The following is a 23,467-nucleotide window of genomic DNA, read 5'->3' on the forward strand; positions in this document are numbered from 1 at the left end:
CGATCCTGTTCCGGGCTGAACCCCTCGTCCGGGTCAGCCGGTGAGCAGTCCGCTGGGCTGCTCGGTGAGGCGGCCGGCGTCGAGGGCCGCGGCGAGCGCCTTCTCCAGCACCGGGGTCACCGACGCGGCCCGGCGCTTGTAGCCGAAGACCGTGGCGGTGGCGGTCAGCAGCTCGTCGCGCTGCATCCCCGCGGCGGCCCGGCACAGCGCCGCCATCGCGTTCGCCAGCTCCTCCGGTGCCACGTGCTCGAGCGGCCGGTCGGTGCTCGACACCTGCCGGCGGAACCCCGTCCACGTGGCACGGTCGACGCCTTCGGGCCACAGGTGGTCGCCGTCGACGGCCGACGGCGGCAGCAGCGACAGCAGCACCTGCTTGCGCGCCTCGGTGGCACGGTTGAGCCCGAACGCACCCACCGTCAGCTTGGCCAGCCGGTCGACGTGGATCGGCCCCTCCGCCTTGATGCCGGCGGTCAGCACCCGGCGCACCGCGCGCGCGGCCTTGGCGCCGGGCAGCTCGTCGAGCACCGACTTCTCACCGGCGGTCTTCGGGATCCACGGCGCGAAGGGCGTCTCGCCCTCCAGCGACGCCGGGCCGGCCGGCTTCGCCGCGGCGGCCGCCTTCGCCGCGGCGGTCGCCTTCGGCGCCGGGCGGGCGGGGGTCGCCGGCACGGCCATCGACGTCACCGACGAGCGCAGCGCGGCGACGCCCTTGAACGACTCCACGGCCGCCGTCGGCAGCTGCAGCGGCTGGGGCAGCGGGGCGGAGGAGACCGGAGCGGCGTCCACCGCGGCGACCAGCCGGTCGACGACGGCAGCGGGACCGGCCAGCCACGTGGGCAGCCAGACGCGCTCCACGACCGGCCAGCGGAGCAGGTCGCCGAGCACCTCGACCGGCACCGCGTCGCGGTCGCCCACCGTGCCGCGCCGCGCCCACGCCGGCCCGTCCAGCAGCACCGCCACCAGGGGGCTCTCCGGGTCGGCGGCCCGGCTCACCGACAGGTCGACGCGGAACTCCGAGAGCCCGACGTCGGTGCGGACGACCAGCCCGCGCTCGCGCAGTGCGGCGGCGATCTGCTCCCGGTGCCGGTCGACGACGGCGGCCGACCGCGGCGAGCGCGGCAGCACGTCGGTGCCCTGCTCGGCCATGTCCAGGTAGGCGCGCAGGTGCTTGATGCCGACCGAGGAGGTCTCCTCGGCCCGCAGCTGCGCCGGGTCGAACGAGGAGAAGACGACGACCTGGCGGCGCGCGCGGGTGATCGCCACGTTGAGCCGCCGCTCGCCGCCCTGGCGGTTGAGCGGGCCGAAGTTCAGCGGCAGCGTGCCGTCGGCAGCGGGGGAGAAGCCGGTGGAGAAGAAGACGACGTCGCGCTCGTCGCCCTGCACGTTCTCCAGGTTCTTGACGAACAGGCCCTCGCCGTCGGTGCGGTCCAGCGCGGCCGACAGCCGGTCGTCGTCGGCGTCGCGCAGCAGCGCCTCGATGTAGGAGCGCTGCTGGGCGTTGAAGGTGACCACGCCGATCGAGGGCACGACGTCCATGCCGTCCCACCTGGACACCGCGTCGAAGCGCCGGCGGATCTCGGCGACGATCGCCTTCGCCTCGACCGGGTTGGTGCGCAGCAGCCGGCCGGCGCCCGAACGGTGGAAGGTGCCGGGCACCCGCACCAAGGAGACACCGCGGCCGTCGGGCTCGGCCGAGGACCGGCCGTGCACCGGCGCCGGGAACGACGACAGCCGGTTCTCGTAGTACTGCGCGTTGGAGAACGCGATGAGCGACTCGTCCTGGCTGCGGTAGTGCCAGGACAGCCAGTGACGGGGCACCCGCGCCTGCACGCACTCGCTGAGGATCGACTCCTCGTCCTCGACCGCGGTCTCCACGACCTCCACCGAGTCCTCCGACGTCGCCGGGGTCGGCTCCAGGAACGACGTCGGCGGCATCTGCCGGGAGTCGCCGACGACGACGGCGGCCTTCGCCCGGCCCAGCGCACCGACGGCGTCGGCCACCCGGATCTGCGAGGCCTCGTCGAAGACCACGAGGTCGAACTGGCCGGCCTCCGCGGGGAAGAACCGGGCCACCGAGTCCGGGGACACGAGCACGCACGGCATCACCGCGGTGATCAGCTCCCCGTACTGCGCCAGCAGCTGCCGGACGCCGAGCCCGCGCCGCTGCTTGGCCAGCTCCCGCTGCAGGGCGCCGACCTGGCCGGTGCCCATCGCGGCGTCGAACGGGCGGGCGCCCAGCACCGCGGCCGGCAGCGCCTGGGTCAGGTGCTCGCGGACCGCCCGCGAGGCGGCGGTGAAGCGGGCGATCGCGCGCTCGTGGGCCTCGTCGTCGAAGCAGTCCAGGCCGGTGGCGTCCAGCCGCTCCGCGACCGATGCCTCCGCCAGCCCGCGGTCCAGGGCGCGCACCGCGTCGTCGGCGGCGACAGCGCCGGTGATCAGCAGCGTCCGGGCGTCGAAGAGGCCCGCGTAGCGCAGCGGCTCCAGGGTGTCGAGGAAGGACACCCAGCGGCGCAGCGACATCAGCACCGTGCCCTCGACCCCGCGCTCCGGGCGGGTCATCGACCAGCGCAGCACGAAGCCGTCGTCCCCGGCCCAGGTGGCGAGCTGGTCGGAGGAGCTGCGGCAGACCTGGAGCATCGCGGTCACCGCGTCCCGCAGCCGGGCGACCGCGGCCGCGGTCGCCGGTGCCGCCGGCATCCCGGCGACGATCAGCTTGCGCAGCGCGACGTGGAAGGCCGACGACCCGTCGACGGCGGTGCCGGCGCGGCGCAGCCACTCGACCTCGCGCTCGAGCAGGCCGGGGTCGATGAAGGGGTTCCAGCTCGCGGGGGCGGAGAGGCCGGGCACGGAGTTCACCCGGCCGGCGATGGCGGAGACCGCCGTCTGCACCCGCCAGAGGTTCTCCACCAGCGGGGCGACGTCCCGGGGCCGGACCTTCGCGCCCGGCCGCAGGCAGGTGGCCAGCTGGTCGCGGACGGCGGTCAGCCGGCGCCGACGCCCCCACCAGCCCGACGCGGCCGCCGTCTGCGCGGACACGTAGATCTCCGCCAGGGGCAGGCCGAGGACCTCGGGGGTGGCGACGTCCAGGCCCGGGTGCCGGAAGGCGGCGAACGCCGCCACCTCGCCGAGGACCGCGCCGGACGCCGTCGTCCACCGACCGCTGAACGTCTCGTCCAGCACGTCCAGGCCGATCGGCGGGCCCGACAGCAGGTGCACCAGCGCGTCGAGGTCCTCGGGCGTGCGCGCGTGCCGCAGCACCCCGCCGAGCTCGGAGAGGCCGGCCAGCTCGCGGACCGCCGTGTCGACGGCCGACGCCGCCTCGCGGGCCGCGGGCAGGTCGATCTCCGGCGAGTCGACGAACGCCCACGGGTGCCGCGGCGAGGGGCGGGTGAGGTCGGCGATGTCGGGCAGCAGCGCGAGTGCCCGGCGGACCGAGGTCAGCACCTCGGCCGGGGCGTTCGCGACGAACGGCAGCGGGACCGGCAGCGGCCGCACGTCGGTGCCGGCGCTCAGCTCGGCGGTGCGGGCGGTGTAGAGCGACAGGCCGGCGGCGTTCTCGGTGTGCAGCCGGTCGGCGTAGCGGGCCAGCTGGCGGCGGGCCGAGCGCAGCGTCTCGGAGTCGGCGGCCAGGCCCTGCTCGTCGACGGCGACGGCGTGCTCCAGCGCCAGCCGGACCTGCGCCCGCACCATCGAGGCGCGGGACCCCTTGTCGTGCAGGTCGAGGGCGAACATGCCCATCCCGACCGCGTCCAGCCGCCGGGCGACGACGTCCAGCGCGGCCCGCTTCTCCGCCACGAACAGCACCCGCTTGCCGTCGGCGACCGCCCGGGTGAGCAGGTTGGTGATGGTCTGGGACTTGCCGGTGCCGGGCGGGCCCTCGAGGACGAAGGTGCGCCCGGCGCCCGCCTCGGCGATCGCCCGCAGCTGCGAGGCGTCGGCGGCCACGGGCAGCTCGCCGGCCAGCTCGTCGAGGTCGACGTGCGCGGCCGAGCCGCGGGCCGGGTCCACGAACGGCTCGGTCGGCTCGTGCACCAGGTGGTGCACCAGCGGGTTGCCGGTGAAGTCGCCCCAGTGCTCGTCGAGGTCCTTCCAGAGCCGGTACTTGGCGAACTGCAGGATCGCCAGGTCCGCCGTCGCCTCGACCCGGTAGGGCAGGCCGTGGCCGACCAGGCCGACCCGCACGGCCTCCAGGGCCCGCTCCAGCTCGGGGGTGCTCTCCGCGGTGTCGCTCAGCGCCGGGATCACCAGGCCGTGCAGCTGGCGCAGCTTCTCCAGCAGGCAGTAGTTGGGGGTGCTCGCACCCGACTCGTCCAGCGCCAGCCGGTAGGAGCCGGTGCGCCCGACCGGGGTGAGGACGACCGGCACCAGCAGCAGCGGGGAGCGCAGCGGCCGCCCGTCGAGCTCCCAGACCAGCGAGCCCATGGCCAGGTAGAGGTTGTTGGCGCCGGTCTCCTCCTGCACCGTCTTCGCGCGGTAGGCGATGTTGCGCAGGCGCGGCAGGTAGCCGCCGGAGGTGACGTCGGCGTGCACCTCGCGCCGCTCCACCAGCAGCTCGGTCAGCTGCTCGGCGGGCAGCTCCCGGGCGCTGGTGAGCCCGCGCTCCTGCTGGACAGCGGCGAGCTGGTCGCCGGGCAGCAGGGTGAGCGGGGTGCCGTCGTGCACGAAGTTGTCCAGGATCGGCAGCGCGGTGTCCGGGACGGTCAGCGGCAGGCCGGAGCGCTCGCTGTAGTTGATCAGCCGGTTCCGCAGGCTCAGGTCGAGCAGCGCGTTCTTCCACTGCTGCACCCGCGGCGGCGCCTCGGGACGGCTGGGCAGGTGCACCGGCGCGGGCCCGGCCGGGAACGCCGGCGCGCTGTGCTCGGCCGGCCGGTACTCGACGACCTGCAGCAGCCCCTCCGGCGTCCGGGCGCGGGCGGGGAGGGGGAGGATGCCGTCGCGCCGCGCGCGGTGGACGTCGGTGACGCCGAGGAGGCGCTCGAGCTCGCCGGTGAGCCACTCCGCGTACGCGGGGCGGTGCAGGTCCTCGTCCGGGCGGCCGGCGCCGGTGAGCAGCGTCGTCTCCACCAGACCGATCAACCCGAGGTCGACCAGGTTGACCAGTGGCGCGGCGTCGGTGGTGGCCGCGCTCTCCGAGCTGCGCTCCTCCCGCCAGTAGCCGAGGAACGCGTGCGCCCCGGCCGGCCGCCCGCCGGTGCCGTCGGCCAGCCACAGCAGCGGCCGGATGCCGGCCTGCTCCAGCGCCGCGGCCAGGACGACGGCGGTGTCCAGCGGGGTGGCCACCCGCCAGGTGAGGACGTCGCCGGGCGAGCGGACCTGCTGGCCGAGGTCGGCCCAGCTGGCCGGCGGCTCGGAGTAGCGGATGCCCCGGCGCCGGAGGGCCTCGGCGAGCGCCTGCACGACCTCGTCCACCCGCTCGGCGGTGGCCGCGTAGCCGACCATCGCGCCGCTGCCGGTCCGCTGCTCCAGCAGCTCGGCGGCCTCGGCCACCAGCCCGGTGACCGCCGGGTGGTTGGGCATGACGTGCGCGGCGAGCATCTCCAGCGCCAGCGGCAGGGGGGTGGCCAGCCACTGGTTGGCCGCGAGCACCTGGACCGGGGCGGTGGTCTCGCCGAGCAGCTCGCCGTCGAGCTCGACCTCGACGTCGACCACGCCGGGTCGCTGCTCCTCGACGTGCAGCATCGCGGCGGGGTCCATCACCAGGCCGATGCCGGTGAGCACGGTGGTGCGGCCGGCGTCGACGTCGGCCAGCAGCTCGACGGCGTGCGCGATCGGGCCCTCGGCGTCGCGCACCGACAGGCGCACGGTCACCCCGCGCAGGGTCCGGTCGGCGGTCAGCGCCAGCCGGGAGACGACCGGCAGGCGGTTGTGCGCCAGCGCGTAGCTGAGCACCGGGGTCGAGGTGAGGTCGATGGAGACGGCGGCCGACGGCGCGACGACATCACCGAGCTCGATGTCGGCAGTGGTCTCCATGGCACCTGTCTACCGGGTCGGACGGACTGGTCCGCCCATGGTCCCCGACGGGTGTGGCGGGTGTGACGGGTGCGGCCGATCGTTGCCCGGGATCGCACGGCGCCGTGCCGCGGCCGGTTCCGGTAGCGCGGTGTCCTGCCCAGGGGCCCGGGTTGCCGACCGGGCGGCGGCGACGCAGGTTGCAGGGATGAGCGATGCGCAGCGGCACGAATCCGGCCTGGTCGTCGAGGACCGCGGGCACGCCCGGGTGCTGACCCTCGACCGGCCCGAGCGGCGCAACGCGCTCTCCACCGAGCTGCAGGCCGACCTGGTCGAGCAGTTCCTGCGGGTCGTCGAGGACGGCGTCCGCGCCGTGGTGCTCACCGGCACCGGCCCGGCGTTCTGCGCGGGCTTCGACCTGAAGGAGATCCGCGCGGCCGACGAGCGGGGGGAGCGGTTCCGCCCGCCGATGAACCGGACCGCCCGGGCGGTGTTCGAGGTGGTCACCGAGGTGCCGGTGCCGGTGGTCGCCGCCCTCAACGGGCCCGCCGTGGCCGGTGGCTTCGAGCTGGCGCTCGCCTGCGACCTGCGGATCGCCTCGCCGGCGGTGCACTTCGCGCTGCCCGAGGCGGCGATCGGCATGGGGGCCAACTTCGGCTCGGTCGTGCTACCCAAGCGCATCCCGGTGGGCATCGCGCTGGAGCTGCTGTTCACCGGCGACCGGCTCGACGCGACCGAGGCGCAGCGGTGGGGGCTGCTCAACCGGCTGGTGGCGGCCGACGAGGTGCTGCCGACGGCGCTGGCGCTGGCCGACCGGATCGCCGCCAACGCCCCCGTCTCCGTGCGCCGGATGAAGGAGACCGCCGTCAAGGCCCTGGAGCTGCCGCTCTGGCAGGGCCTGCGCCTCGACGTCGGGCCCAACCCCTACCTCAGCGAGGACCGCAAGGAGGGCATCGCGGCCCGCCTGGAGAAGCGGGCCCCCCGCTGGACCGGGCGCTGACCGTCACCGATACGGAACCCGCCCGTTCATGACAGTCGGGTAACGGCTCGTCACTCCCGCCCGATCGGCTTCCGCGGGGCGACGCCTGGCTGCCAGGGTCCGCTTGTCCGTGTCGAAGAGCGTCGAGGAGTCGTCATGAACTGTGCGCACTGCGGAGCCGTGCACCAGCGAGGCCGTTTCTGCGTCGGCTGCGGCAAGACCATGCCGCCGTCCCTGCTGCCGCCCCGCCCGGTCCGGCTCGCCCCGCGCCCGCCGTACGAGGTCACCGACGACATGACGCAGCCGGTGCTGCGCTTCGCCGTCCGCCCCCGCCGGGCGCCCGAGACGGTGCCGGCCGAGGTCGGCTGAAACGTGAGACTGAGCCTGGTCACCCGGACGGGTGACCAGGCTCACTGCTAGCAATATGCTTGCAGGAGTTAGCACTCCGGGTGTGCGGGGCATGTAATGGAGCGACAGATCATCCCCGATCTCTGGAGCGGAACCCCCATGAGCGACAACACCAAGATGATCAACCAGCTGCGCGCCCTCGTCCTGCTGACGCAGACCGAGGAGCAGGTCGCGCGCACCCGCATCTCCCAGGCCCGCACCGACGCCGTCCGCCGGGAGCTCACCGAGAACGCCGACAACGCGGCCGCCCGCAGCATCGAGATCACCGAGCAGCTGCGCTCGCTCGGTGGCGTGCCGGACGTCGTCACCCCGGCCGTCGGCCGGCTCTCCGCGGTCCTCAAGGCGACCTTCGAGCAGGCCACCCCGCTCGAGGAGGCCCTCCTCAGCGACCTGCAGCTCGAGCACCAGCTGCTCGACCGCGCCACCTACCTCAAGGTGCTCGCGCAGACCGCCGGTCAGACCACGACCCAGCGGCTGGCCGAGAAGCTCATCGACGCCCACAAGGTCACCGTCGAGTGGCTGACCGTGGTCCTCGCCGAGGAGGCTCTCGGTGGCCCCGCCGCCCTGCAGCCCACCCCGGTGCAGAAGGTGGCCGGTGGCGTCGCCCGCGCCGTCAACGCGCCGGTCCGCTTCTGGGCCAACACGGTGAACAACGCCGTCGACTCGGTGCGCCACGCCGGCGAGGAGACCTCCGAGCGCGTCTCCGCCGCAGGTGACCGCGCGTCCGCGCTCGGCGACGCCGTCCGCGAGACCTTCACGGTCGGCCGCGCCGCCTCGCTGCGCCGCGCCGAGCGGATCGCGCAGCGCGAGGGCAACAAGGACGCCGCCCAGACCGCCCGCGACGCCCGCGAGGAGCTCGGCGACGTCAACGCCGACGAGCTGCCCATCAAGAACTTCGACTCGCTGACGAACCAGGACGCCATCAAGGCGATCAAGCAGCTGAAGACCCCGCACGACCTCAACGTGGTCATCCGCTACGAGGAGACCCACAAGAACCGGGCGAACGTGGTCAGCGCCGCGCAGACCCAGTTCGCCGCCCTGGCCAAGGAAGCGGTCGGCGTCGACAGCTGATCGCGCTCCGACCCCGAGCCGGGGGGTCAACGCACGCGGAGGGCCCGCATCCCCACGGGGGGTGCGGGCCCTCCGCGTGTGCGAGATCGCGCCGGAGCCGGGTTTGGCGCGCCGACGGCGAGGGGGAAGCTCGTATCCATGAGCATCACACCCGAGGTCCTCGAGGCGGAGTTCTCGCTGACGACGGCCGCGACCCGGCTGGACTTCCTCAGCCGCCGCGACAACGGCGACACCGCGCTGAACACCGTCCAGGACACCGATCCCGACTCGTGGGCCGCCCTGCGCGACACCGGGACCCAGCTCGACGTCGACGAGTCGCTGGAGCTGCTGGCCCTCGGCGAGGTCGTGGCGCGGAAGGCGCACGACAGCCAGCTGGTCGGCATCCGGGCCGCGCTGCGCGGCGGCGCGGACTGGGAGCAGATCGCCGCCGCCCTGGGCGTGGCGCCGCAGCAGGCCTGGGACTCCTTCAACGAGTCCGTCGCCCGCCAGCTCGACGCCGACGCCGCCGCGTCGGCCCGCGAGCTGGCCGGCAGCCGCCCCGGCGGGTGACCTCGGTCAGCGCACCTCGACGCCCTTCCAGAAGGCGACCCGCCCGGTGATCTCGCGGGCGGCGTCCTTCGGCTCCGGGTAGATCCAGGCGGCGTCCCGGTTGACCTGGCCGTCGACCTCCAGGGTGTAGTACGAGGCGGTGCCCTTCCACGGGCAGACGGAGTGCGTGTCCGAGGGGCGCAGGACGTCGTCGCGGACGGCGTCCCGAGGGAAGTACGCGTTCCCCTCGACGGTGACGATGTCGTCGGACTCGGCGATGACGGTGCCGTTCCAGGTGGCGGTGGTCATGCCCCGATGGTCCTCGCCGGCGGCCTCCCGCGCCGCCCGGAGATGCCGGAGCCGGAGCGTGGCTCCCGACCTCGCGGGGCATGGAGCGGGAGGCGACCGCCCGGTCGCCTCCCCGTCCGGACCCAGGAGGCCGCACCGATGGCGCACCCCCACGACGATCGCGAGCAGGACCCGGCGAACGAGGGTGCGACGCCCAAGGGCCGTCGGTTGGGCCGCATCCTGATCCCGCTCGGGATCCTGCTGGCCCTGGCCGCGATCTTCACCTACATCCTCGTCGTCGCGCGGAGCGGGGCCGAGGACGACAGCGACGTCTACGACAACGAGGGCGCAGCAGCCGTCGTCGTGGAGGCGCCCGCGGCGTTGTGAGCGGGCGCCCGCGGTCAGCGCTCCAGCAGCGCGAACGTCGCGACCGCGTGGGCGAGGGCCTTGCCCTCCTGCTCGACGTCGGCCTCGCAGATCGTGAGGTGCTCACCGCGGGTGCGCAGGCGGGCGGTCACCTCCAGCGACCCGGGCGTGCCCGGTCGCAGGTAGGTGACCGTGAGCTGGCTGGTGGCGGGCACCTCGCCCTCGTCGGTGGTGGTGCGCACCGCCAGGCCCATGGCGGTGTCCACCAGGGTGGCCAGGACGCCACCGTGCAGGGTGCCGGCCGGGTTGAGGTGCTCGTCGGTCACCTCGAAGGTCATCCGCGCCGAACCGTCCTCGGCCGACTCGGGGTGCGCCCCCAGCCGGCCGGCGAACCCACCCGTGCGTGCGTCATCGCTCATCGCCCGGCCCTACCCCTGCCGGGACGGGCGCACGCGCCGGCCCCGGGACCGGGGCGGCCGGGGGCCCGCGGGGCGCCCGGGTGCACACCTTCGGTGGGCGGTCCGGTCCGGGGCACCGGCGACGAGGGCGGCGTGCGAAAGGATTCCCGGCGACGCACGACGCCCCGCGACGCACAGGAGCTTCCATGAGCCACCCCGGACCCGACGGCACGCCCGAGGGGCAGCCCGGCGCCGGTGAGCCCGGTCCCTCCGGTCAGCAGCCCGGTCAGCCGGCCGGCGGGTGGGTGCCCCCGCCCGTCGGGACCACCCCCGGGAAGCAGCCGGAGGAGAGGGGCGGCGGCGCGAGGAGGGCCCTGCTCGCCGTCGCGGGGATCCTGGTCGCGTTCGTCGTGGTCGGGCTGCTCTTCGACGTGCTGGGGGCGGCCGAGCCCGAGGTCGGTGACTGCGTGCAGAACCCCGTCGGCTCGGGGATCGAGGTCGTGGACTGCGACTCCGCCGAGGCCGAGGCCCGGATCGTCGGGGCGGACGGGCAGGAGATCGACTACACCGAGTTCGCGAAACCGGAGACGATCGTCTGCGCCCAGTTCCCCGAGGCGCTGAACGCCATCTGGGTCGGTGACGACCGCGAGGAGCCCGGCACCGTCTACTGCGCCGAGCCGGTCTGACCGTCGCCACGCACGGGTGCCCCGCCGGTCCGCCGGCGGGGCACCCGTCGTACCGGGGCCCTCAGGCGCCCGGCGCAACCGCCCCGGCCCGCTCCCCGGTGTCGCGGCGCTCGGTCTCGCGGCGGTCGAGGTAGTAGGCCCCGAGCGCGCCGGCCACGGTGGCGAACACCGCTACCGAGTAGGTGGCCAGGGCGATGTCGAGGACCCGTGCCAGGCCGCCCTCGGCCGTCAGCGGCTGACCGCTGATGGTGGCCAGCGCGGCGTCGTAGAGGGCCGTGCCGTAGGAGTCGTAGGCGCCCAGCACGTAGAGCAGCTGGCTCACGGCCAGCACCACCACGACCGTCACCGCACCCAGCCAGCCGATCCGCCCACTGAGCAGCCGGCCCGCCGACCGGGACCCGCGGACGGCGGCGGAGACGACGCCGCCGACGCGCGCGGCCCGCAGCAGGGTGAGCGCGCGGGCGAACCGCAGGAACGGGATCGCCAGGAAGACCAGCTGCCACCAGTTGCGGGTCCAGAACCGCCGCTTGTCGCGGGCGGTGAACGCCCGGTGGGCGAACTCGGCGACGAAGACCACCCACAGCACCCAGCCGGTGATGCTGAGCGTGGTCACCAGCCAGGTCTCCCGCGCCAGCGACTGGCCGAGGACGACGAGGACGAACACCAGCCCGAGCGCGCCCATCGGCTTGTCCAGCCGCCGGGCGAGCCCCTCCTTCTCCGGGGCGTCGGGGGCCTCGGCGGGATCCTGGGCGCGATCGCCGGGCGCGGGTTGCTGCTGCATCCCCCGCGCCTACCCAGATCGGCCGGTGCATCCCCCGGGCGGCACCGACGTCAGGGGAGGCGGTCGGCCAGCTGCCGGGCGACCGCGACGGCGGCCGGTGGCACCGGTCCGTCGGCCGCCGCCCGGAGCCAGGCGGCCAGCGGAGCGGCGGCGGCGGGGGAGAGCGCGGCGATCCACGCGGCGCTGCGGGTGCGGGCCTCGGCGACGTGCTCGGTGCCGCCGTCCGGACCGGAGGCGACGACCTCGGGCCGGCTGGCCAGCAGCCCGGCCAGGCGCCAGTCGCCGGGGGTGGTCCGCGCCGCCAGCGCCTCCAGCCGGTCGGCCACCTCCCGCAGCAGCGCGGCGTCGCCGCGGGGAGCCGGGTCCGCCACGTCCGGGGAGCCGGGGGCGGTCATGCCCCCGTTGTAGCGCACGGCACGCGGGGTGGGCGGCTCGTCGGGGCGGGGCTCGGGCATGCTTAGGTGTGCCTCGCCTATCTTCAGGAGGATCCACGTGACCAGGCTCGGGCGCGCGACCGTCGGCGTCGTCTCCACCTTCACCCTCGCGGCGTCGCTGGCCGCCTGCGGCTCGGACGCCGACACGCTCACCGTGTACAGCGCCCAGCACGAGAGCCTGGTCCGCACGATGCTCGAGGACTTCACCGCGGAGACCGGCATCGAGCTGGAGTTCCGCGACGCCAACGACTCGGAGCTGGCCAACCAGCTCGTCGAGGAGGGCGAGGCCTCGCCGGCCGATGTCTTCCTCACCGAGAACAGCCCCGCCATCTCCGCCGTGGACGAGGCCGGGCTGCTCGCGCCGCTGGCGGAGGGGACGCTGTCGCAGGTCGGGGAGCAGTACCGGCCGTCCTCGGGCAACTGGGTCGGTTTCGCCGCGCGCTCGACCGCGCTGATCTACAACCCGGCGGAGATCGCCGAGGGCGAGCTCCCCGCCTCGATGCTCGACCTGGCCGACCCCGCGTGGGAGGGCCGCGTCGCCATCGCGGCCGGCGGCGCCGACTTCCAGGCGATCGTCAGCGCCGTCCTGGAGCTGGAGGGCGAGGAGGCGACCCGGGAGTGGCTCGCCGGCCTGGAACGGAACGCCGAGATCTACGCGAGCAACACCGCGATCATGAAGGCCGTCGACGAGGGCGAGGTCCCGGTCGGCATCACCTACCACTACTACTGGTTCCGCGACCAGGCGCAGAACGGGCTCATCGGTGACGACGCCGAGCTGCACTACTTCCGGAACCAGGACCCGGGCGCCTTCCTCAGCACCTCGGGGGCCGGGGTGCTCGCCTCCTCGGACCAGCCCGAGCAGGCCCAGCAGCTGGTCGAGTACCTCACCAGCCGCGCGGCCCAGGAACGGCTGGCCGACAGCAGCGCCCTCGAGTACGCCGTCGGCACCGACGTCCCCTCCGCCGACGCGCTGCCGCCGCTGGCGGAGCTGCAGGCCCCCGCCGTCGACCCGGGGTCGCTCAACGCCCCGCAGGTCACCGAGCTGATGCAGGAAGTGGGCCTGCTCTGACCCCTCCCGCGCTCCGCGTCCCGAGCCCCGGAGCGCCGGCCCTGCCGGCGGCCCGGGGCTCCGGCGCGTCCGCGGGCCGGGACCGGCGACCGCTGCGGCGCTCCCCGGTCACCCTCGCGCTGGCCGCCTGCGTCGCCGCGCTGGCCCTCCTGCCGCTGCTCTACATCGCGGGGTACACCGTCGACCTCGGCTGGTCGGGCATCCGCGAGCTGGTGTTCCGGCAGCGGGTCGCCGAGCTGCTGTGGAACACCACCCGCCTGGCCCTGGGGACGGTCGCGGTCTGCGCCGTCCTGGGCGTCGGCGCGGCCTGGCTGGTGGCGCGCTCCTCGGTCCCCGGACGGCGCCTGTGGCACGTGCTGCTGGTGGCCCCGCTGGCGGTGCCGGCCTTCGTCAACAGCTTCGCCTGGATCTCGCTGCTGCCGGGGCTGGACACCTACGCGGGCGCGCTCCTGGTCGTGTCGCTGTCGTACTTCCCGTTCGTCTACCTGCCCGTGGTCGCCGCGTTCCGCGGCCTGGACCCGGCGCTGGAGGAGACGGCCCGCGGGCTGGGGCTGTCCGGCTGGGCGGTCTTCCGGCGGGTGCAGCTGCCGCAGCTCCGCGTGGCCCTGCTCGGCGGCAGCCTGCTCGTGGCGCTGCACGTGCTGGCCGAGTTCGGCGCGCTCCAGATGCTGCGCTACCCGACCTTCACCACCGCCATCTACGACCAGTACCGGGCCACCTTCAACGGCCCGGCGGCCACCGTGCTGGCCGGCGTGCTGATCCTGCTCTGCCTGCTCCTGCTGCTGGCCGAGGTCCGGCTGCGCGGCCACCGCGGCTACGCCGGCAGCGGGCGCGGCGCGGCCCGCCCGGTCCGGCCGGTGGAGCTGCGGGCGCTCACCGTGCCGGTGCTGCTGGCGCTGGCCGGGCTCGTCGGCCTGGCGCTGCTGGTCCCGCTGGGTGCGCTGGCCTACTGGCTGGCCGGGGGCGCGTCGGCCGGCCTCGAGTGGGGTGCCCTCGCCGCGACGACCGGCAGCACGCTCGCCCTGGCCGCCGGCGCGGCCGCCGTCACCACCGCCATGGCCGTGCCGACCGGGTGGCTGGCGGTCCGCGCCCGCGGGCGGGTCGCGACCCTCCTGGAGCGGGCCACCTACCTGGGCAGCTCGCTGCCCGGCATCGTCGTCGCGCTGGCCCTGGTCACGCTGAGCCTCCGGGCCACCCCGTGGCTCTACCAGACCGTCCCGGTGCTGCTGGCCGCCTACGCGATCCTCTTCCTGCCCCGGGCCATCGTGACCGTCCGCGCGGCCGTCGAGCAGTCCCCACCGCTCTACGACGACGTCGCCGCCTCGCTCGGATCGGCCGGCGTGGACCGGCTGCGCCGGATCACGCTGCCGCTGCTGGCGCCCGGCCTGGGCGCCGGCGCGGCCCTGGTCTTCCTCGCGGTGGTCACCGAGCTCACCGCCACGCTGCTGCTCGCCCCGACGGGAACGGCCACGCTGGCCACCGCGTTCTGGTCGGCCAGCAGCGCCCTCGAGTACGGGGCCGCCGCCCCGTACGCGGTGGTCATGGTGCTGCTCTCCGCACCGGCCACCGTGCTGCTCTCCCGCGACACCCGACGAGGACTTCCCGCATGAGCGCTCTCACCGTCACCGGCCTCACCAAGGCGTTCGGCACCACCCCGGTCCTCGCCGGGGTGGACCTGCACGTGCCGGCCGGGAGGCTCACCGCCCTGCTCGGCCCCTCCGGCTGCGGCAAGACGACGCTGCTGCGGCTCGTGGCCGGCTTCGACGACCCCGACAGCGGGACGGTCGCCCTCGACGACCGCGTCGTGGCCGGTGCCGGGCGCGGCGTGCCCGCCCGCCGCCGGGGGATCGGCTTCGTGCCGCAGGAGGGCGGGCTGTTCCCGCACCTGAGCGTCGCCGGCAACGTCGCGTTCGGCCTGCCCCGCCGGCTGCGCACCGACCGGGGACGGGTCCGGGAGCTGCTGGCCCTGGTGGGCCTGGACGCCGGGCTGGCCGACCGGTCGCCGCACCAGCTCTCCGGCGGCCAGCAGCAGCGGGTCGCCCTCGCCCGGGCGCTGGCCCCCGAGCCCGCGCTCGTCCTGCTCGACGAGCCGTTCTCCTCCCTGGACGCCGGGCTGCGGGAGGAGACCCGGCGGGCCGTCGTCGCCGCGCTCACCGCGGCCGGTGCCACCGCCGTGCTGGTGACCCACGACCAGGCCGAGGCGCTGTCGACGGCCGACCAGGTGGCGGTCCTGCGCGACGGACGGCTGGTCCAGCTCACCGACCCGCGGACGCTCTACCGGCGCCCGGCCGACCTCGACGTGGCCGCGTTCGTCGGCGAGTCGGTGGTCCTCGACGCCGAGATCCGGGACGGCAGCGCGCACTGCGTCCTGGGCGCGCTCCCGGTCACCGGGTCGGTGGCCGACGGGCCGGCCCGGGTCCTGCTGCGGCCGGAGCAGCTGCGGCTCGGCCCGCCGCTCGGCGCGGGAGCCCGGGCGCGGGTGCGCGAGGTGGACTTCTACGGGCACGACTCCCGCGTCTGGCTGGCCCTGCCCGACGGCGGGACGGTGACCGCACGGCTGGAGGGGGCGGAGCTGCCCGCGGTCGGGCAGGAGGTCACGATCGAGGTGGCCGGCGCCGCGCTGACCTTCCCCGCCACCGGGCGTGCCGCGCGCGCCGTCGTCGCCGGCCCGGCGGTCTGAGCCGACGCGCCGTGACCCGGTCGGAGCCGCGGGTTAGGAAAGCCTAAGCTACCGCGCATGGACCTGTTCCTCTTCACCGTCGACCCGCAGTGGGGGCACGACGTCGTGGCCGCCGGCGCGGCCGGGGTCGTCGTCGACTGGGAGCGGCGCGGCAAGCTGCGGCGCCAGGCGGGCGAGGGGACCCAGATCAACGGGGACACCCCCGAGGACCTGTCGCGGATGCGCGCGGCGACCCCGGGCCGCGTGCTCTGCCGGATCAACGGCTTCGGCCCCTGGACCGCCGACGAGGTGGCCGACGCGGTCGACCGCGGGGCCGACGAGCTGCTGCTGCCCATGGTGCGCGGCACGGAGGAGGTCGACCGGACCCTCGACCTCGTCGCCGGGCGCTGCGGTCTCGGCATCCTGGTCGAGACCCAGGACGCCGTCGACCGGGTGGCGGCGCTCGCGGCGCGGCCGCTCTCGCGGGTCTACGTCGGCCTCAACGACCTGCGCATCGACCGCCGGTCCACCGAGCTGTTCCGGCCGCTGGTCGACGGCACGGTCGACGCGGTGCGCGCGCAGGTGGCCATGCAGTTCGGGGTGGGCGGCCTGACGCTCCCCGGCCGGGGGTTCCCCGTCCCCGGTGACCTGCTGGCCGCGGAGCTGGTCCGGATCGACACCCGGTTCACGTTCCTGCGCCGTGCCTTCACCGCGGACATGGCCGGGCGCGACCCCTTCGTGGAGGTGCCCCGGCTGCTCGGCGGGCTCGACGCGCTGCGCCGGGCCGGCGCCGAGCGCGCCGCCGAGCACCGCCGCGCCTTCGTCGCCGCCGTCACGGCCCTCGGGCGGGAGACCGCGGTGCGGGTGGCGCAGCCGGCGTGAGGGCGCTCGTGACCGGCGCCGGCGGGTTCGTCGGCCGGCACCTGGCCGAGCGGCTGGAGCGGGACGGCTGGCACGTCACCGGGCTGACCCGCCGCGACGTCGACCTGGCCGACCCCGTCGCCGGCGCGGCCGCGGTCCGGGACGCCGACCCCGACGTCGTCTTCGCCCTCGCCGCCGGCCGGTCCAGGGCCACGCCCGCCGAGCGCGCCGCCACGACGGCCGTCAACACCAGCCCGTGGCTGGTCGACGCGCTGCCCGACCGCTGCCGTGCCGTCGTCCGGCTGGGCTCCTCGACCGAGTACGCCGCGGCGGCGCACCCGCTGACCGAGGACGCCGCCCTGGAGCCGCGCGGCTTCTTCGGCGCCACCAAGGCCGCCGGCTCGCTGCTGCTGCAGGCGACGGCGGCCGAGCGCGGGGTCCGGGCCGCCGTGCTGCGCGCCTTCCAGGTCTACGGGCCCGGCGACCACCCCACCCGCCTGGTCCCGGTGGTCATGGCCGCTGCCCGCACCGGCGGCACGGTGGCGCTGCCGGCGCGGCTGAGCCGGCGGGACTGGGTGTGGGTGGGCGACGTCGTCGACGCCTGCGTCCGCGCCGCGGTCGACGACGGGCTGCCCCCCGGCGTCGTGCTCAACATCGGCACCGGCGTCCAGACCAGCACCGAGGAGCTCGTGGCCACCGCCGAGCGGGTGACCGGCCGCCCGATCGCGACCGCACCGGGGGCGCACCCCGGGCGCGGCTGGGACACCGCCGACTGGGTCTGCGACCCGGCGCGGGCCCGACGGCTGCTGGGCTGGACGCCGACGGTCGACCTCGCCGACGGCCTGGCCCGGACCTGGGCAGCCGGGTGACCGGCGGTGGCGGGACGGCTCCTCGGGTGGCGGTCGTCGTCCCGGTGCACGGGAACGAGGCGACGCTGCGGGAGCTCGCCGACCGGCTGGGGGCGGCGCTCGCCGGCCGGCCGTGGCGGCTCCGGCTGGTCGTCGACGCCTCGCCGGACGACAGCCTCGCCGTGGCGCGCGACCTCGCCGCCCGGGACCACCGGATCGCGGTGACCGGGCTGACGGTCAACGTCGGGCAGCACGCCGCACTGGCCCGCGGGCTCGCCGACGAGGCGGCCGCCGACGCGTGGGTGTGCCTGGACGCCGACCTGCAGGACCCGCCGGAGGCGGTGCCGCTGCTGCTGGACCGGCTGGCCGCCGGCGACGTGGCGGCGGTGTTCGCCGGGCGGCGGGGCCGCTACGAGTCGCCGCTGCGGCGGCTCACCGGCACGCTGCACCGCCGCGTGGCGGGCCGGCTGACCGGGCTGCCCCCGGACGCCGGGGCCTTCCTGGCCATGGGGCCGGCGGTGCGGGCCGAGGTCGTGGCCGCCGTGCGGGAGCGGGGGGCACCCAGCGTCGTCCTCGCCGTCGGCGGCTCCGGCCGGGCCGTGTCGAGCGTGCCCGTCGTCCGGGACCGGCGCCCGGTGGGCCGGTCGGCCTGGACCGCGCGGGCCCGGGTGCGGCAGTCGCTGCGGTCGCTGTACTGGGCGGTGCGGGCACGCCGCTGACCGCGTGCGGTCAGCGGGTCCAGAGCTGGAGGACGAGGTCGGTCTTGCCCGCCGGGAACTCGTACTGGTCGGCCATCCGGAGGCCGGCCGACCGGAGGATCGCGTCGTCGTCGGTGGGTTCGGGCTCCCCGCCGAGGAGCCGGCGCACCACCCAGACCCGGTCCTCGCCCGCGGGTGCGTCGTCCGGGGGGAGGACGACGTCCGGCCGCAGCCGGGGCGCCAGGGTCCGCACGTAGTGGTCGAGACCGGTGGCCGACCGCTGGTCGGCGGCGACGACCGGCTCGCCGGGCCGGTGCACCTCGGCCAGGACCGCGACCAGGTCGTCGGCCCGCTCGCGCGGGCCGCGGTCGGCGAGCGGCGCGGAGGCCAGCAGGGAGCAGCCCAGCAGCAGCGCCGCCACCGGGACCCGCGCCGGCCGCGGCAGCGCCATCGCGCCGGCCGCGGCGAGCACGCCCAGGCCGAGCAGTCCCGCCAGCAGGTAGCGGGGCAGGAAGACCGGCCGCACCAGCTCGGCGGCCACCAGGAGCAGCAGCGGCACGACCAGCCAGCACGCGCCGACCACGCGGGCGCCGGTCGCGCGGAACGCCCCCACCACGGCCAGCCCCAGCGCCACGTAGAGGAGCGGGGTCCGCCCGCCCGCCCACGCCTCGGCGGCGAGCGCGACCAGCCGGCCGCCGGTGTCGCGCAGGTGCTCGGCGTTCCGCGCACCCGTCCCGTTCAGGACGGCGAGGCCCACGAAGCCCACGGCCGGCAGGGCGGCCAGCGCACCGGTGAGGACGACCGGGAACGCCCGCCGTCCCCGGAGCAGCACCGCGGCGACGACGAAGGAGGCGAGCACGGTGACCGCGTACCAGTGCGCCAGGCCCATGCCCGCCCCCGCCAGGCCGAACAGCAGCAGGCCGCGCGGCGGGGACTGCAGCCAGCGGACCAGCCCGAGCGCCGTGGCGCCGGTGGCCAGGACGGCCAGGCCGTAGCTACGGGCCTCGACGGACTGCTCCAGGACCAGCGGGTTGGCACCCAGCACCAGCCCGGCCAGCACGCCGGTGCCCCGGCCGGCGAGGCGGGTCAGCGCCCGGGTGGTCAGCGAGAGCCCGCCCGCCGTCGCCAGGAGGGAGAGGACGCGGAGGGAGGTGTCCCCGCCCAGGCCCGGCACGGAGGTCCACAGGTACGTGACGAGGTAGTAGGGGGCGTTGTAGGACGGCGGCACGCCGGCCAGGTAGCTGGCGGTGCCCTCGCCGCTGGCGATCGCGGTGAGGATGTCGCCCAGCGGCAGGCGCGCCACCTCGGCGGTGAAGAGCTCGTCGAACCAGAGGCCGTGGCCTGGGAGCAGCAGCCAGCCGCCGAGGAGGGCGACGAGCGCCGCGGGCAGCAGCTCCACCGGCGACCAGCGCGCCGGCGCTACGGCGTCCCCGTCCGGGCGGCTCGGGGAGGCGGCGGCCGGGGGCACCTCCGTCGCCGTCGTCACCCCTGCAGGTTAGGCGACCCTGTGCGACGTCCCGGCGCGGCGGCGGGGACCGGCCGGTGGGAGCGGCCCCGGTTCAGGCGGGCTCGCGCCGCATGGGCACGTGCGGGATGCCGTCCTCCACGTAGCCCGGCCCGCTGCGGCGGAATCCGAACCGCTCGTACCAGGACTCCAGGTAGGCCTGGGCGCCCAGCGTGAGCGGCCCGTCGCCGTAGCTCCGCAGCGCCTCGCCGATCAACCGCGCGGACAGCCCGCGGCCGCGCGCGCCGACCGCGGTCGCCACCCGGCCGATGGCCCGCGTGGGGCCGTCGTCGAGCACCCGGATGGTCGCCAGCACCGCGCCGTCGGCCGCCTCGAGCCACAGGTGCTCGGTGGCCGGCTCGACGTCCCGGCCGTCGAGCTCCGGGTAGGGGCACTCCTGCTCCACCACGAAGACGTCGACCCGCAGGCGGCACAGCCCGTAGACCTCGAACGGGGTCAGGTCGGCGAACCGGGCGCGGCGGAGACGGGGTTCGGCGGCGGGCGGCCCTCCGGAGGTCATGCCGCAGTTGTAGCCCGGCGGCCGCCGGCACCCGACGTCCGGGTGGCGGGCCGGGGAACTCCCGGAGGCCGAGGGGAAGACGGCGACCAGGCGGGTAGGAGGGGGCGCATGTCGATGATGGACCCCCTGGACCCCTTCTCCGGTAGAGCGGACGACGACGGCATCCCCGCCGCCGACCCGGGCCCCGGTGCGCCCCCGACCGCGGAGGGCTTCGGCGAGGCGGGCGGGCAGCCCGACCGGCCGGATAAGGTCGGCGGCCCGCCGGCGGACCCAGCCGCCGGGCCGGACGCCGACCTGCCGGACGATCCGCCCTTCCGCACCCCGGACCCGCACGACGTGGGCCCGGGGTCGGAGAGCTGAGCGACACCGGCCGGTCTACACGCCCAGCGCGGTGGTGGCCCTGTCGACCAGCTGGAAGTGGCCGACGGCCCAGAAGGCGACGCCCGCCGCGACGAGCCCGCCGACGGTGACGGCGAGCGAGCTGACCGGGTGCTGGCGGGCGTGCCGCCAGGCGTCGAGCGCCTTGCGCCGGAAGGTGGCGAAGAAGCGGCGGGCCCAGTCGAACTCGGTGGACCAGACCCAGAGACCGGCCAGCACCGGCGGGATGGTGAGCGGGCCGGGGAGGACCGTCAGCGCGATGCCGATGAGCACCAGCAGCAGCCCGGCGGTGAAGACGGCGATCCGGTAGGCGATCGCCACGCTCGGGTTGCGGTGCACCCGGTCGCGGAACGAGCCCGGCTTCACCGGGCGGGGCTTGCCGAGCCCGTCGGTGCAGTGCGCGCACCGGGTGGCGCCCCGGTCGCCGGCGGGAGGCTGCCCGGCGGCGCGGTTGCCGGTCACCCGGTAGCCGGCCGGGCGGGTGGTCTGCGAGGGGGAGGGCGTGCGGGCAGCCACGGAAGCGGGCTCCTCGGGACGTGAGGAGAGCACTCCTCGGGCGGAACGGGGCGGGCGATCTCTACCCGGTTCCGCCCGAGAGCATGCCGGTTGTGCGCTATCCGACTGCGGGCGGCCGGATCAGCTCTGGGCGACGCCGCGCGCGACCTCACCGGGGCGCTGCTGCTCCCCGGCGTAGGAGCTGATCGCCACCAGGGCGCCGGTGAGCGCCGGGATGACCCACTGCAGCCGGTCGAGCTGCTCCTGGGCGGCGGCCACCTCGGCCTTCGTCCGCTTGGTGGGCTTGGTGCCCGAGCGGGACGGGACCGATCCGGCGCCGGACACGACCTGCCCGAGGACGCGGCTGTACGCGGTGACGCCGAGGGCGGCGGCGGTGAGCAGGGTCTTCATCGCCGCCATCGAGGCGACACCCTGCTGCTCGGCGAGGCGGCCGCGGTTGGCCCGGAGCTGCCCCACGCTGCCGACGAGGTGGGCGCCGATGGCGACCGCGTTCACCGGGGTCCACCGGTCCCAGCCGGCGTTGGCGACCCGCCCCGTGCTGCGGGCGCCGGAGGCCTCGGCCGCCGCGGCGTTCAGGGCGACGGCGTTGGCCAGCGTGCCGCCGAACCAGGCGGACAGGCCGAGGTCGTGCAGGGAGCGGGACAGGGTGTTGCGGGCCATGAGCTGGCTCCTCGTGTCGGGGAAAACCGCTCCCTACCCGGTGGTGCCGTGATCACTCCGGATGGCGGACGCCCCGGCCCGCGGGGTGCGTCAGCTGCCGTACCGGGCGGCCGAGCGGGCGCGCGCCTTCGCCGCCTCGGTCTCGCGGTCCTTGGGCGGCGCGGTCGTGACCAGGGCGTCCAGGAGCCGGGCCGATGCGGCCGCCACCTCGGCGACCGCTTGCTCGAACACCTCGGCGTTGGCGCGCGACGGCTTTACCGTCCCGCTGATCTTGCGCACGTACTGCAGCGCGGCGGCCTGGATCTCGTCGTCGGCCGCGGGCGGCTCGAAGTTCGCCAGCGGGCGGATGTTGCGGCACATGCCGGCAGCGTAGGAGCCGGCGGGCCGGTCCGGGGTTCCCTCGTCGGCGGACGGGGAACCGGGGACAGGGGGGCGGGAGGGGACGCGGTGACGGTGCTCGTCGTGGACGTCGCGAACGTCGTCGGCTCCCGTCCGGATGGCTGGTGGCGGGATCGCGCCGGCGCGGCGGGCCGGTTGCTGCAGCGGCTGTCCGGCCTGCCCGGATCCGAGGCGGCGGGCCCGGACGGTGGGCCGCTGGGCTGCACCGCGGTGGTGGCCGTCGTCGAGGGGGCCGCCCGGGACGTGCCGGCACCCGACGGGGTGCGCGTCGTCCGGGCGCAGGCGAGCGGTGACGACGCCCTCGTCGAGTCCGTCGCGGGCCTGGCCGGCGACGACGACGTGCTCGTGGTCACCGCGGACCGGGGGCTGCGCGCCCGGTTGCCCGACGGGGTGGCCGCCGCCGGGCCCGGCTGGCTTCTCGCTGAGCTCGACCGCATGACCGCCGGGGGCGTCGGGTAGTCGGTCGTGGACAACCGGTCTCCCCGGACACCGGCCGCAGCCCCAGGCGAGGAGTTCTCCGTGCCGATCCCCCCCACCGACGGATCACCGCTCACCGCGCTGATCACCGGCGCGTCCAGCGGCATCGGCCGGGCGACGGCGGTGCGGCTGGCCGGCCGCGGCGCCCGGCTGGTCCTCGTCGCCCGGGGGCGCGAGCCGCTGGAGGCCACCGCCGCCGAGGCGCGCGCGGCCGGCGCGGCCGCCGTCACCGTCTGCCCGGCCGACGTCCTGGACGAGGACGCGATCCGCGCGGTCGTCTCGTCCGCGGTCGCCGAGTTCGGCCGGCTCGACGTCGTGGTGCACTCGGCGCAGGTCATGGCCTACGGCCGGATCGAGGACGTGCCCAAGGAGGTCTTCGAGCGGGTCGTCGACACCTCGCTGCACGGGACCGCCACCCTGGCCCGGCACGTCCTGCCCGTGTTCCGCAGGCAGGCCGGCGGCCACCTCGTCATCGTGAACTCGCTGCTCGGCAACGTCACGACCCCGGTGCTGGGCAGCTACGCCGTCGCGAAGTGGGGGCAGCTGGGCCTGGCCCGGGTGCTGCAGCAGGAGACCCGCGACGAACCGGGGATCTCCGTCTCGATCGTCCAGCCCGGCGGGGTGGACACGCCGATCTACTACCAGGCGGCCTCCTGGGCCGGCAGCACCGGCCGGCCGCCGCCGCCGGTGTACTCGCCGGAGCGGGTGGCGCGACGGGTGCTGTCCACCCTGGAGAACCCGCGGCGGATCGTGCAGGCCGGCGTGGCCAACCACCTGATCACGGCCGGCTTCCGGCTCCTGCCGGGGCTCTACGACGCGCTCGTCGAGCCGCTGCTGCGCACCTTCGCCCTGGCGGGGGACGACGTGCCGCCGACCGAGGGGAACGTGTTCGAGTCCCGGCCGGAGGGGAACGCGGCCGAGGGTCGCTGGCGCAGCATCTGACCGGCACCGCCGGGCCCCCGGGACGGCGCGGCGCACCAGCGGTGTGAA

At 76.1% G+C, this 23,467-nt stretch carries 25 protein-coding genes; 15 read left to right on the forward strand and 10 right to left on the reverse strand.

Annotation, left to right across the window (positions count from 1 at the left end):
* Window positions 1–33: 33 nt before the first annotated feature.
* Window positions 34–5,970: a DUF4011 domain-containing protein gene (locus O2W17_RS15955; protein ID WP_269193422.1), complete on the reverse strand. Its 5,937-nt coding sequence runs from the start codon at window positions 5,968–5,970 to the stop codon at window positions 34–36.
* Between the two features lie 187 nt (window positions 5,971–6,157).
* Here O2W17_RS15955 and O2W17_RS15960 point away from each other — a divergent pair, with 187 nt between their 5' ends.
* The 4 genes from O2W17_RS15960 (at window position 6,158) to O2W17_RS15975 (ending at window position 8,956) form a co-directional block, all read left to right on the forward strand.
* Window positions 6,158–6,949 (forward strand): enoyl-CoA hydratase/isomerase family protein, encoded by a 792-nt coding sequence (locus O2W17_RS15960; protein ID WP_269193423.1) that lies wholly within the window; start codon window positions 6,158–6,160, stop codon window positions 6,947–6,949.
* Between the two features lie 135 nt (window positions 6,950–7,084).
* Window positions 7,085–7,297, forward strand: a complete 213-nt coding sequence (locus O2W17_RS15965) for a hypothetical protein (RefSeq protein ID WP_269193424.1) — start codon at window positions 7,085–7,087, stop codon at window positions 7,295–7,297.
* Between the two features lie 138 nt (window positions 7,298–7,435).
* The gene (locus O2W17_RS15970) at window positions 7,436–8,407 is read left to right on the forward strand and encodes a ferritin-like domain-containing protein (RefSeq protein ID WP_269193425.1); all 972 of its coding nucleotides are present in this window, start codon (window positions 7,436–7,438) and stop codon (window positions 8,405–8,407) included.
* 138 nt (window positions 8,408–8,545) lie between these two features.
* On the forward strand, window positions 8,546–8,956 hold the full coding sequence (locus O2W17_RS15975; RefSeq protein ID WP_269193426.1) for a hypothetical protein: 411 nt from the start codon (window positions 8,546–8,548) through the stop codon (window positions 8,954–8,956).
* 6 nt (window positions 8,957–8,962) lie between these two features.
* Here the strand turns inward: O2W17_RS15975 and O2W17_RS15980 are convergent, their stop codons facing one another.
* Window positions 8,963–9,244, reverse strand: a complete 282-nt coding sequence (locus tag O2W17_RS15980; RefSeq protein WP_269193427.1) for a DUF427 domain-containing protein — start codon at window positions 9,242–9,244, stop codon at window positions 8,963–8,965.
* Between the two features lie 138 nt (window positions 9,245–9,382).
* Here O2W17_RS15980 and O2W17_RS15985 point away from each other — a divergent pair, with 138 nt between their 5' ends.
* Window positions 9,383–9,610 (forward strand): hypothetical protein, encoded by a 228-nt coding sequence (locus O2W17_RS15985; protein ID WP_269193428.1) that lies wholly within the window; start codon window positions 9,383–9,385, stop codon window positions 9,608–9,610.
* A gap of 14 nt (window positions 9,611–9,624) precedes the next feature.
* Here the strand turns inward: O2W17_RS15985 and O2W17_RS15990 are convergent, their stop codons facing one another.
* Window positions 9,625–10,008, reverse strand: coding sequence for a PaaI family thioesterase (locus tag O2W17_RS15990; RefSeq protein WP_269193429.1), 384 nt, complete (start codon window positions 10,006–10,008; stop codon window positions 9,625–9,627).
* Window positions 10,009–10,193: 185 nt separating this feature from the next.
* On the opposite strand from O2W17_RS15990, the gene O2W17_RS15995 reads away from it, so the two are divergent.
* The gene (locus O2W17_RS15995; RefSeq protein ID WP_269193430.1) at window positions 10,194–10,673 is read left to right on the forward strand and encodes a hypothetical protein; all 480 of its coding nucleotides are present in this window, start codon (window positions 10,194–10,196) and stop codon (window positions 10,671–10,673) included.
* Between the two features lie 61 nt (window positions 10,674–10,734).
* Here O2W17_RS15995 and O2W17_RS16000 read toward each other — a convergent pair whose 3' ends face one another.
* Together O2W17_RS16000 and O2W17_RS16005 are read right to left on the reverse strand one after the other, a co-directional pair.
* Window positions 10,735–11,454, reverse strand: a complete 720-nt coding sequence (locus tag O2W17_RS16000; protein ID WP_269193431.1) for a hypothetical protein — start codon at window positions 11,452–11,454, stop codon at window positions 10,735–10,737.
* Window positions 11,455–11,504: 50 nt separating this feature from the next.
* Window positions 11,505–11,909: a hypothetical protein gene (locus O2W17_RS16005; protein WP_269193432.1), complete on the reverse strand. Its 405-nt coding sequence runs from the start codon at window positions 11,907–11,909 to the stop codon at window positions 11,505–11,507.
* 37 nt (window positions 11,910–11,946) lie between these two features.
* Between O2W17_RS16005 and O2W17_RS16010 the strand changes: the two genes are divergently transcribed.
* The 6 genes from O2W17_RS16010 to O2W17_RS16035 all read left to right on the forward strand — a co-directional run bounded on the left by O2W17_RS16010 (window position 11,947) and on the right by O2W17_RS16035 (window position 18,044).
* Window positions 11,947–12,957, forward strand: a complete 1,011-nt coding sequence (locus O2W17_RS16010) for an iron ABC transporter substrate-binding protein (protein WP_269193433.1) — start codon at window positions 11,947–11,949, stop codon at window positions 12,955–12,957.
* A 212-nt stretch (window positions 12,958–13,169) separates the two neighbouring features.
* Window positions 13,170–14,567: an ABC transporter permease gene (locus O2W17_RS16015; protein WP_269193434.1), complete on the forward strand. Its 1,398-nt coding sequence runs from the start codon at window positions 13,170–13,172 to the stop codon at window positions 14,565–14,567.
* Window positions 14,564–15,637: an ABC transporter ATP-binding protein gene (locus O2W17_RS16020; RefSeq protein WP_269193435.1), complete on the forward strand. Its 1,074-nt coding sequence runs from the start codon at window positions 14,564–14,566 to the stop codon at window positions 15,635–15,637. The genes O2W17_RS16015 and O2W17_RS16020 overlap by 4 nt, the downstream gene beginning before the upstream one ends.
* Window positions 15,638–15,694: 57 nt before the next feature.
* Complete coding sequence (locus tag O2W17_RS16025) at window positions 15,695–16,498, forward strand: aldolase (protein WP_269193436.1); 804 nt, start codon at window positions 15,695–15,697, stop codon at window positions 16,496–16,498.
* The gene (locus O2W17_RS16030) at window positions 16,495–17,346 is read left to right on the forward strand and encodes an NAD-dependent epimerase/dehydratase family protein (protein ID WP_269193437.1); all 852 of its coding nucleotides are present in this window, start codon (window positions 16,495–16,497) and stop codon (window positions 17,344–17,346) included. The genes O2W17_RS16025 and O2W17_RS16030 overlap by 4 nt, the downstream gene beginning before the upstream one ends.
* Window positions 17,347–17,372: 26 nt before the next feature.
* On the forward strand, window positions 17,373–18,044 hold the full coding sequence (locus O2W17_RS16035; RefSeq protein WP_269193438.1) for a glycosyltransferase: 672 nt from the start codon (window positions 17,373–17,375) through the stop codon (window positions 18,042–18,044).
* A gap of 10 nt (window positions 18,045–18,054) precedes the next feature.
* Here the strand turns inward: O2W17_RS16035 and O2W17_RS16040 are convergent, their stop codons facing one another.
* Both O2W17_RS16040 and O2W17_RS16045 read right to left on the reverse strand, forming a co-directional pair.
* Window positions 18,055–19,509: a hypothetical protein gene (locus O2W17_RS16040; RefSeq protein ID WP_269193439.1), complete on the reverse strand. Its 1,455-nt coding sequence runs from the start codon at window positions 19,507–19,509 to the stop codon at window positions 18,055–18,057.
* 73 nt (window positions 19,510–19,582) lie between these two features.
* Window positions 19,583–20,047: a GNAT family N-acetyltransferase gene (locus O2W17_RS16045; protein WP_269193440.1), complete on the reverse strand. Its 465-nt coding sequence runs from the start codon at window positions 20,045–20,047 to the stop codon at window positions 19,583–19,585.
* A 108-nt stretch (window positions 20,048–20,155) separates the two neighbouring features.
* On the opposite strand from O2W17_RS16045, the gene O2W17_RS16050 reads away from it, so the two are divergent.
* A complete protein-coding gene (locus tag O2W17_RS16050; RefSeq protein WP_269193441.1) occupies window positions 20,156–20,407 on the forward strand; it encodes a hypothetical protein in 252 nt (83 codons plus the stop codon).
* Window positions 20,408–20,422: 15 nt separating this feature from the next.
* On the opposite strand, the gene O2W17_RS16055 is transcribed toward O2W17_RS16050, so the two are convergent.
* The 3 genes from O2W17_RS16055 to O2W17_RS16065 form a co-directional block, all read right to left on the reverse strand.
* Window positions 20,423–20,941, reverse strand: coding sequence for a PGPGW domain-containing protein (locus O2W17_RS16055; protein WP_269193442.1), 519 nt, complete (start codon window positions 20,939–20,941; stop codon window positions 20,423–20,425).
* Between the two features lie 120 nt (window positions 20,942–21,061).
* On the reverse strand, window positions 21,062–21,601 hold the full coding sequence (locus O2W17_RS16060; RefSeq protein WP_269193443.1) for a hypothetical protein: 540 nt from the start codon (window positions 21,599–21,601) through the stop codon (window positions 21,062–21,064).
* A 90-nt stretch (window positions 21,602–21,691) separates the two neighbouring features.
* A complete protein-coding gene (locus tag O2W17_RS16065; protein WP_269193444.1) occupies window positions 21,692–21,961 on the reverse strand; it encodes a DUF2277 domain-containing protein in 270 nt (89 codons plus the stop codon).
* Window positions 21,962–22,048: 87 nt separating this feature from the next.
* Here O2W17_RS16065 and O2W17_RS16070 point away from each other — a divergent pair, with 87 nt between their 5' ends.
* Both O2W17_RS16070 and O2W17_RS16075 read left to right on the forward strand, forming a co-directional pair.
* Window positions 22,049–22,459 (forward strand): hypothetical protein, encoded by a 411-nt coding sequence (locus tag O2W17_RS16070; RefSeq protein ID WP_269193445.1) that lies wholly within the window; start codon window positions 22,049–22,051, stop codon window positions 22,457–22,459.
* A 60-nt stretch (window positions 22,460–22,519) separates the two neighbouring features.
* Window positions 22,520–23,419: an SDR family NAD(P)-dependent oxidoreductase gene (locus tag O2W17_RS16075; RefSeq protein ID WP_269193446.1), complete on the forward strand. Its 900-nt coding sequence runs from the start codon at window positions 22,520–22,522 to the stop codon at window positions 23,417–23,419.
* Window positions 23,420–23,467: the final 48 nt, after the last annotated feature.

This window comes from Blastococcus sp. VKM Ac-2987, assembly GCF_026967805.1.
In the GTDB taxonomy this organism is placed as follows: Bacteria; Actinomycetota; Actinomycetes; order Mycobacteriales; family Geodermatophilaceae; genus Blastococcus.

Bases quoted from the DNA above. Each gene is read 5' to 3' on its own strand.
- O2W17_RS15955 (WP_269193422.1), bottom strand. From the start codon at position 5,970: ATGGAGACCACTGCCGACATCGAGCTCGGTGATGTCGTCGCGCCGTCG.
- O2W17_RS15960 (WP_269193423.1), top strand. From the start codon at position 6,158: ATGAGCGATGCGCAGCGGCACGAATCCGGCCTGGTCGTCGAGGACCGC.
- O2W17_RS15965 (WP_269193424.1), top strand. From the start codon at position 7,085: ATGAACTGTGCGCACTGCGGAGCCGTGCACCAGCGAGGCCGTTTCTGC.
- O2W17_RS15970 (WP_269193425.1), top strand. From the start codon at position 7,436: ATGAGCGACAACACCAAGATGATCAACCAGCTGCGCGCCCTCGTCCTG.
- O2W17_RS15975 (WP_269193426.1), top strand. From the start codon at position 8,546: ATGAGCATCACACCCGAGGTCCTCGAGGCGGAGTTCTCGCTGACGACG.
- O2W17_RS15980 (WP_269193427.1), bottom strand. From the start codon at position 9,244: ATGACCACCGCCACCTGGAACGGCACCGTCATCGCCGAGTCCGACGAC.
- O2W17_RS15985 (WP_269193428.1), top strand. From the start codon at position 9,383: ATGGCGCACCCCCACGACGATCGCGAGCAGGACCCGGCGAACGAGGGT.
- O2W17_RS15990 (WP_269193429.1), bottom strand. From the start codon at position 10,008: ATGAGCGATGACGCACGCACGGGTGGGTTCGCCGGCCGGCTGGGGGCG.
- O2W17_RS15995 (WP_269193430.1), top strand. From the start codon at position 10,194: ATGAGCCACCCCGGACCCGACGGCACGCCCGAGGGGCAGCCCGGCGCC.
- O2W17_RS16000 (WP_269193431.1), bottom strand. From the start codon at position 11,454: ATGCAGCAGCAACCCGCGCCCGGCGATCGCGCCCAGGATCCCGCCGAG.
- O2W17_RS16005 (WP_269193432.1), bottom strand. From the start codon at position 11,909: ATGCCCGAGCCCCGCCCCGACGAGCCGCCCACCCCGCGTGCCGTGCGC.
- O2W17_RS16020 (WP_269193435.1), top strand. From the start codon at position 14,564: ATGAGCGCTCTCACCGTCACCGGCCTCACCAAGGCGTTCGGCACCACC.
- O2W17_RS16025 (WP_269193436.1), top strand. From the start codon at position 15,695: ATGGACCTGTTCCTCTTCACCGTCGACCCGCAGTGGGGGCACGACGTC.
- O2W17_RS16045 (WP_269193440.1), bottom strand. From the start codon at position 20,047: ATGACCTCCGGAGGGCCGCCCGCCGCCGAACCCCGTCTCCGCCGCGCC.
- O2W17_RS16050 (WP_269193441.1), top strand. From the start codon at position 20,156: ATGTCGATGATGGACCCCCTGGACCCCTTCTCCGGTAGAGCGGACGAC.
- O2W17_RS16060 (WP_269193443.1), bottom strand. From the start codon at position 21,601: ATGGCCCGCAACACCCTGTCCCGCTCCCTGCACGACCTCGGCCTGTCC.
- O2W17_RS16065 (WP_269193444.1), bottom strand. From the start codon at position 21,961: ATGTGCCGCAACATCCGCCCGCTGGCGAACTTCGAGCCGCCCGCGGCC.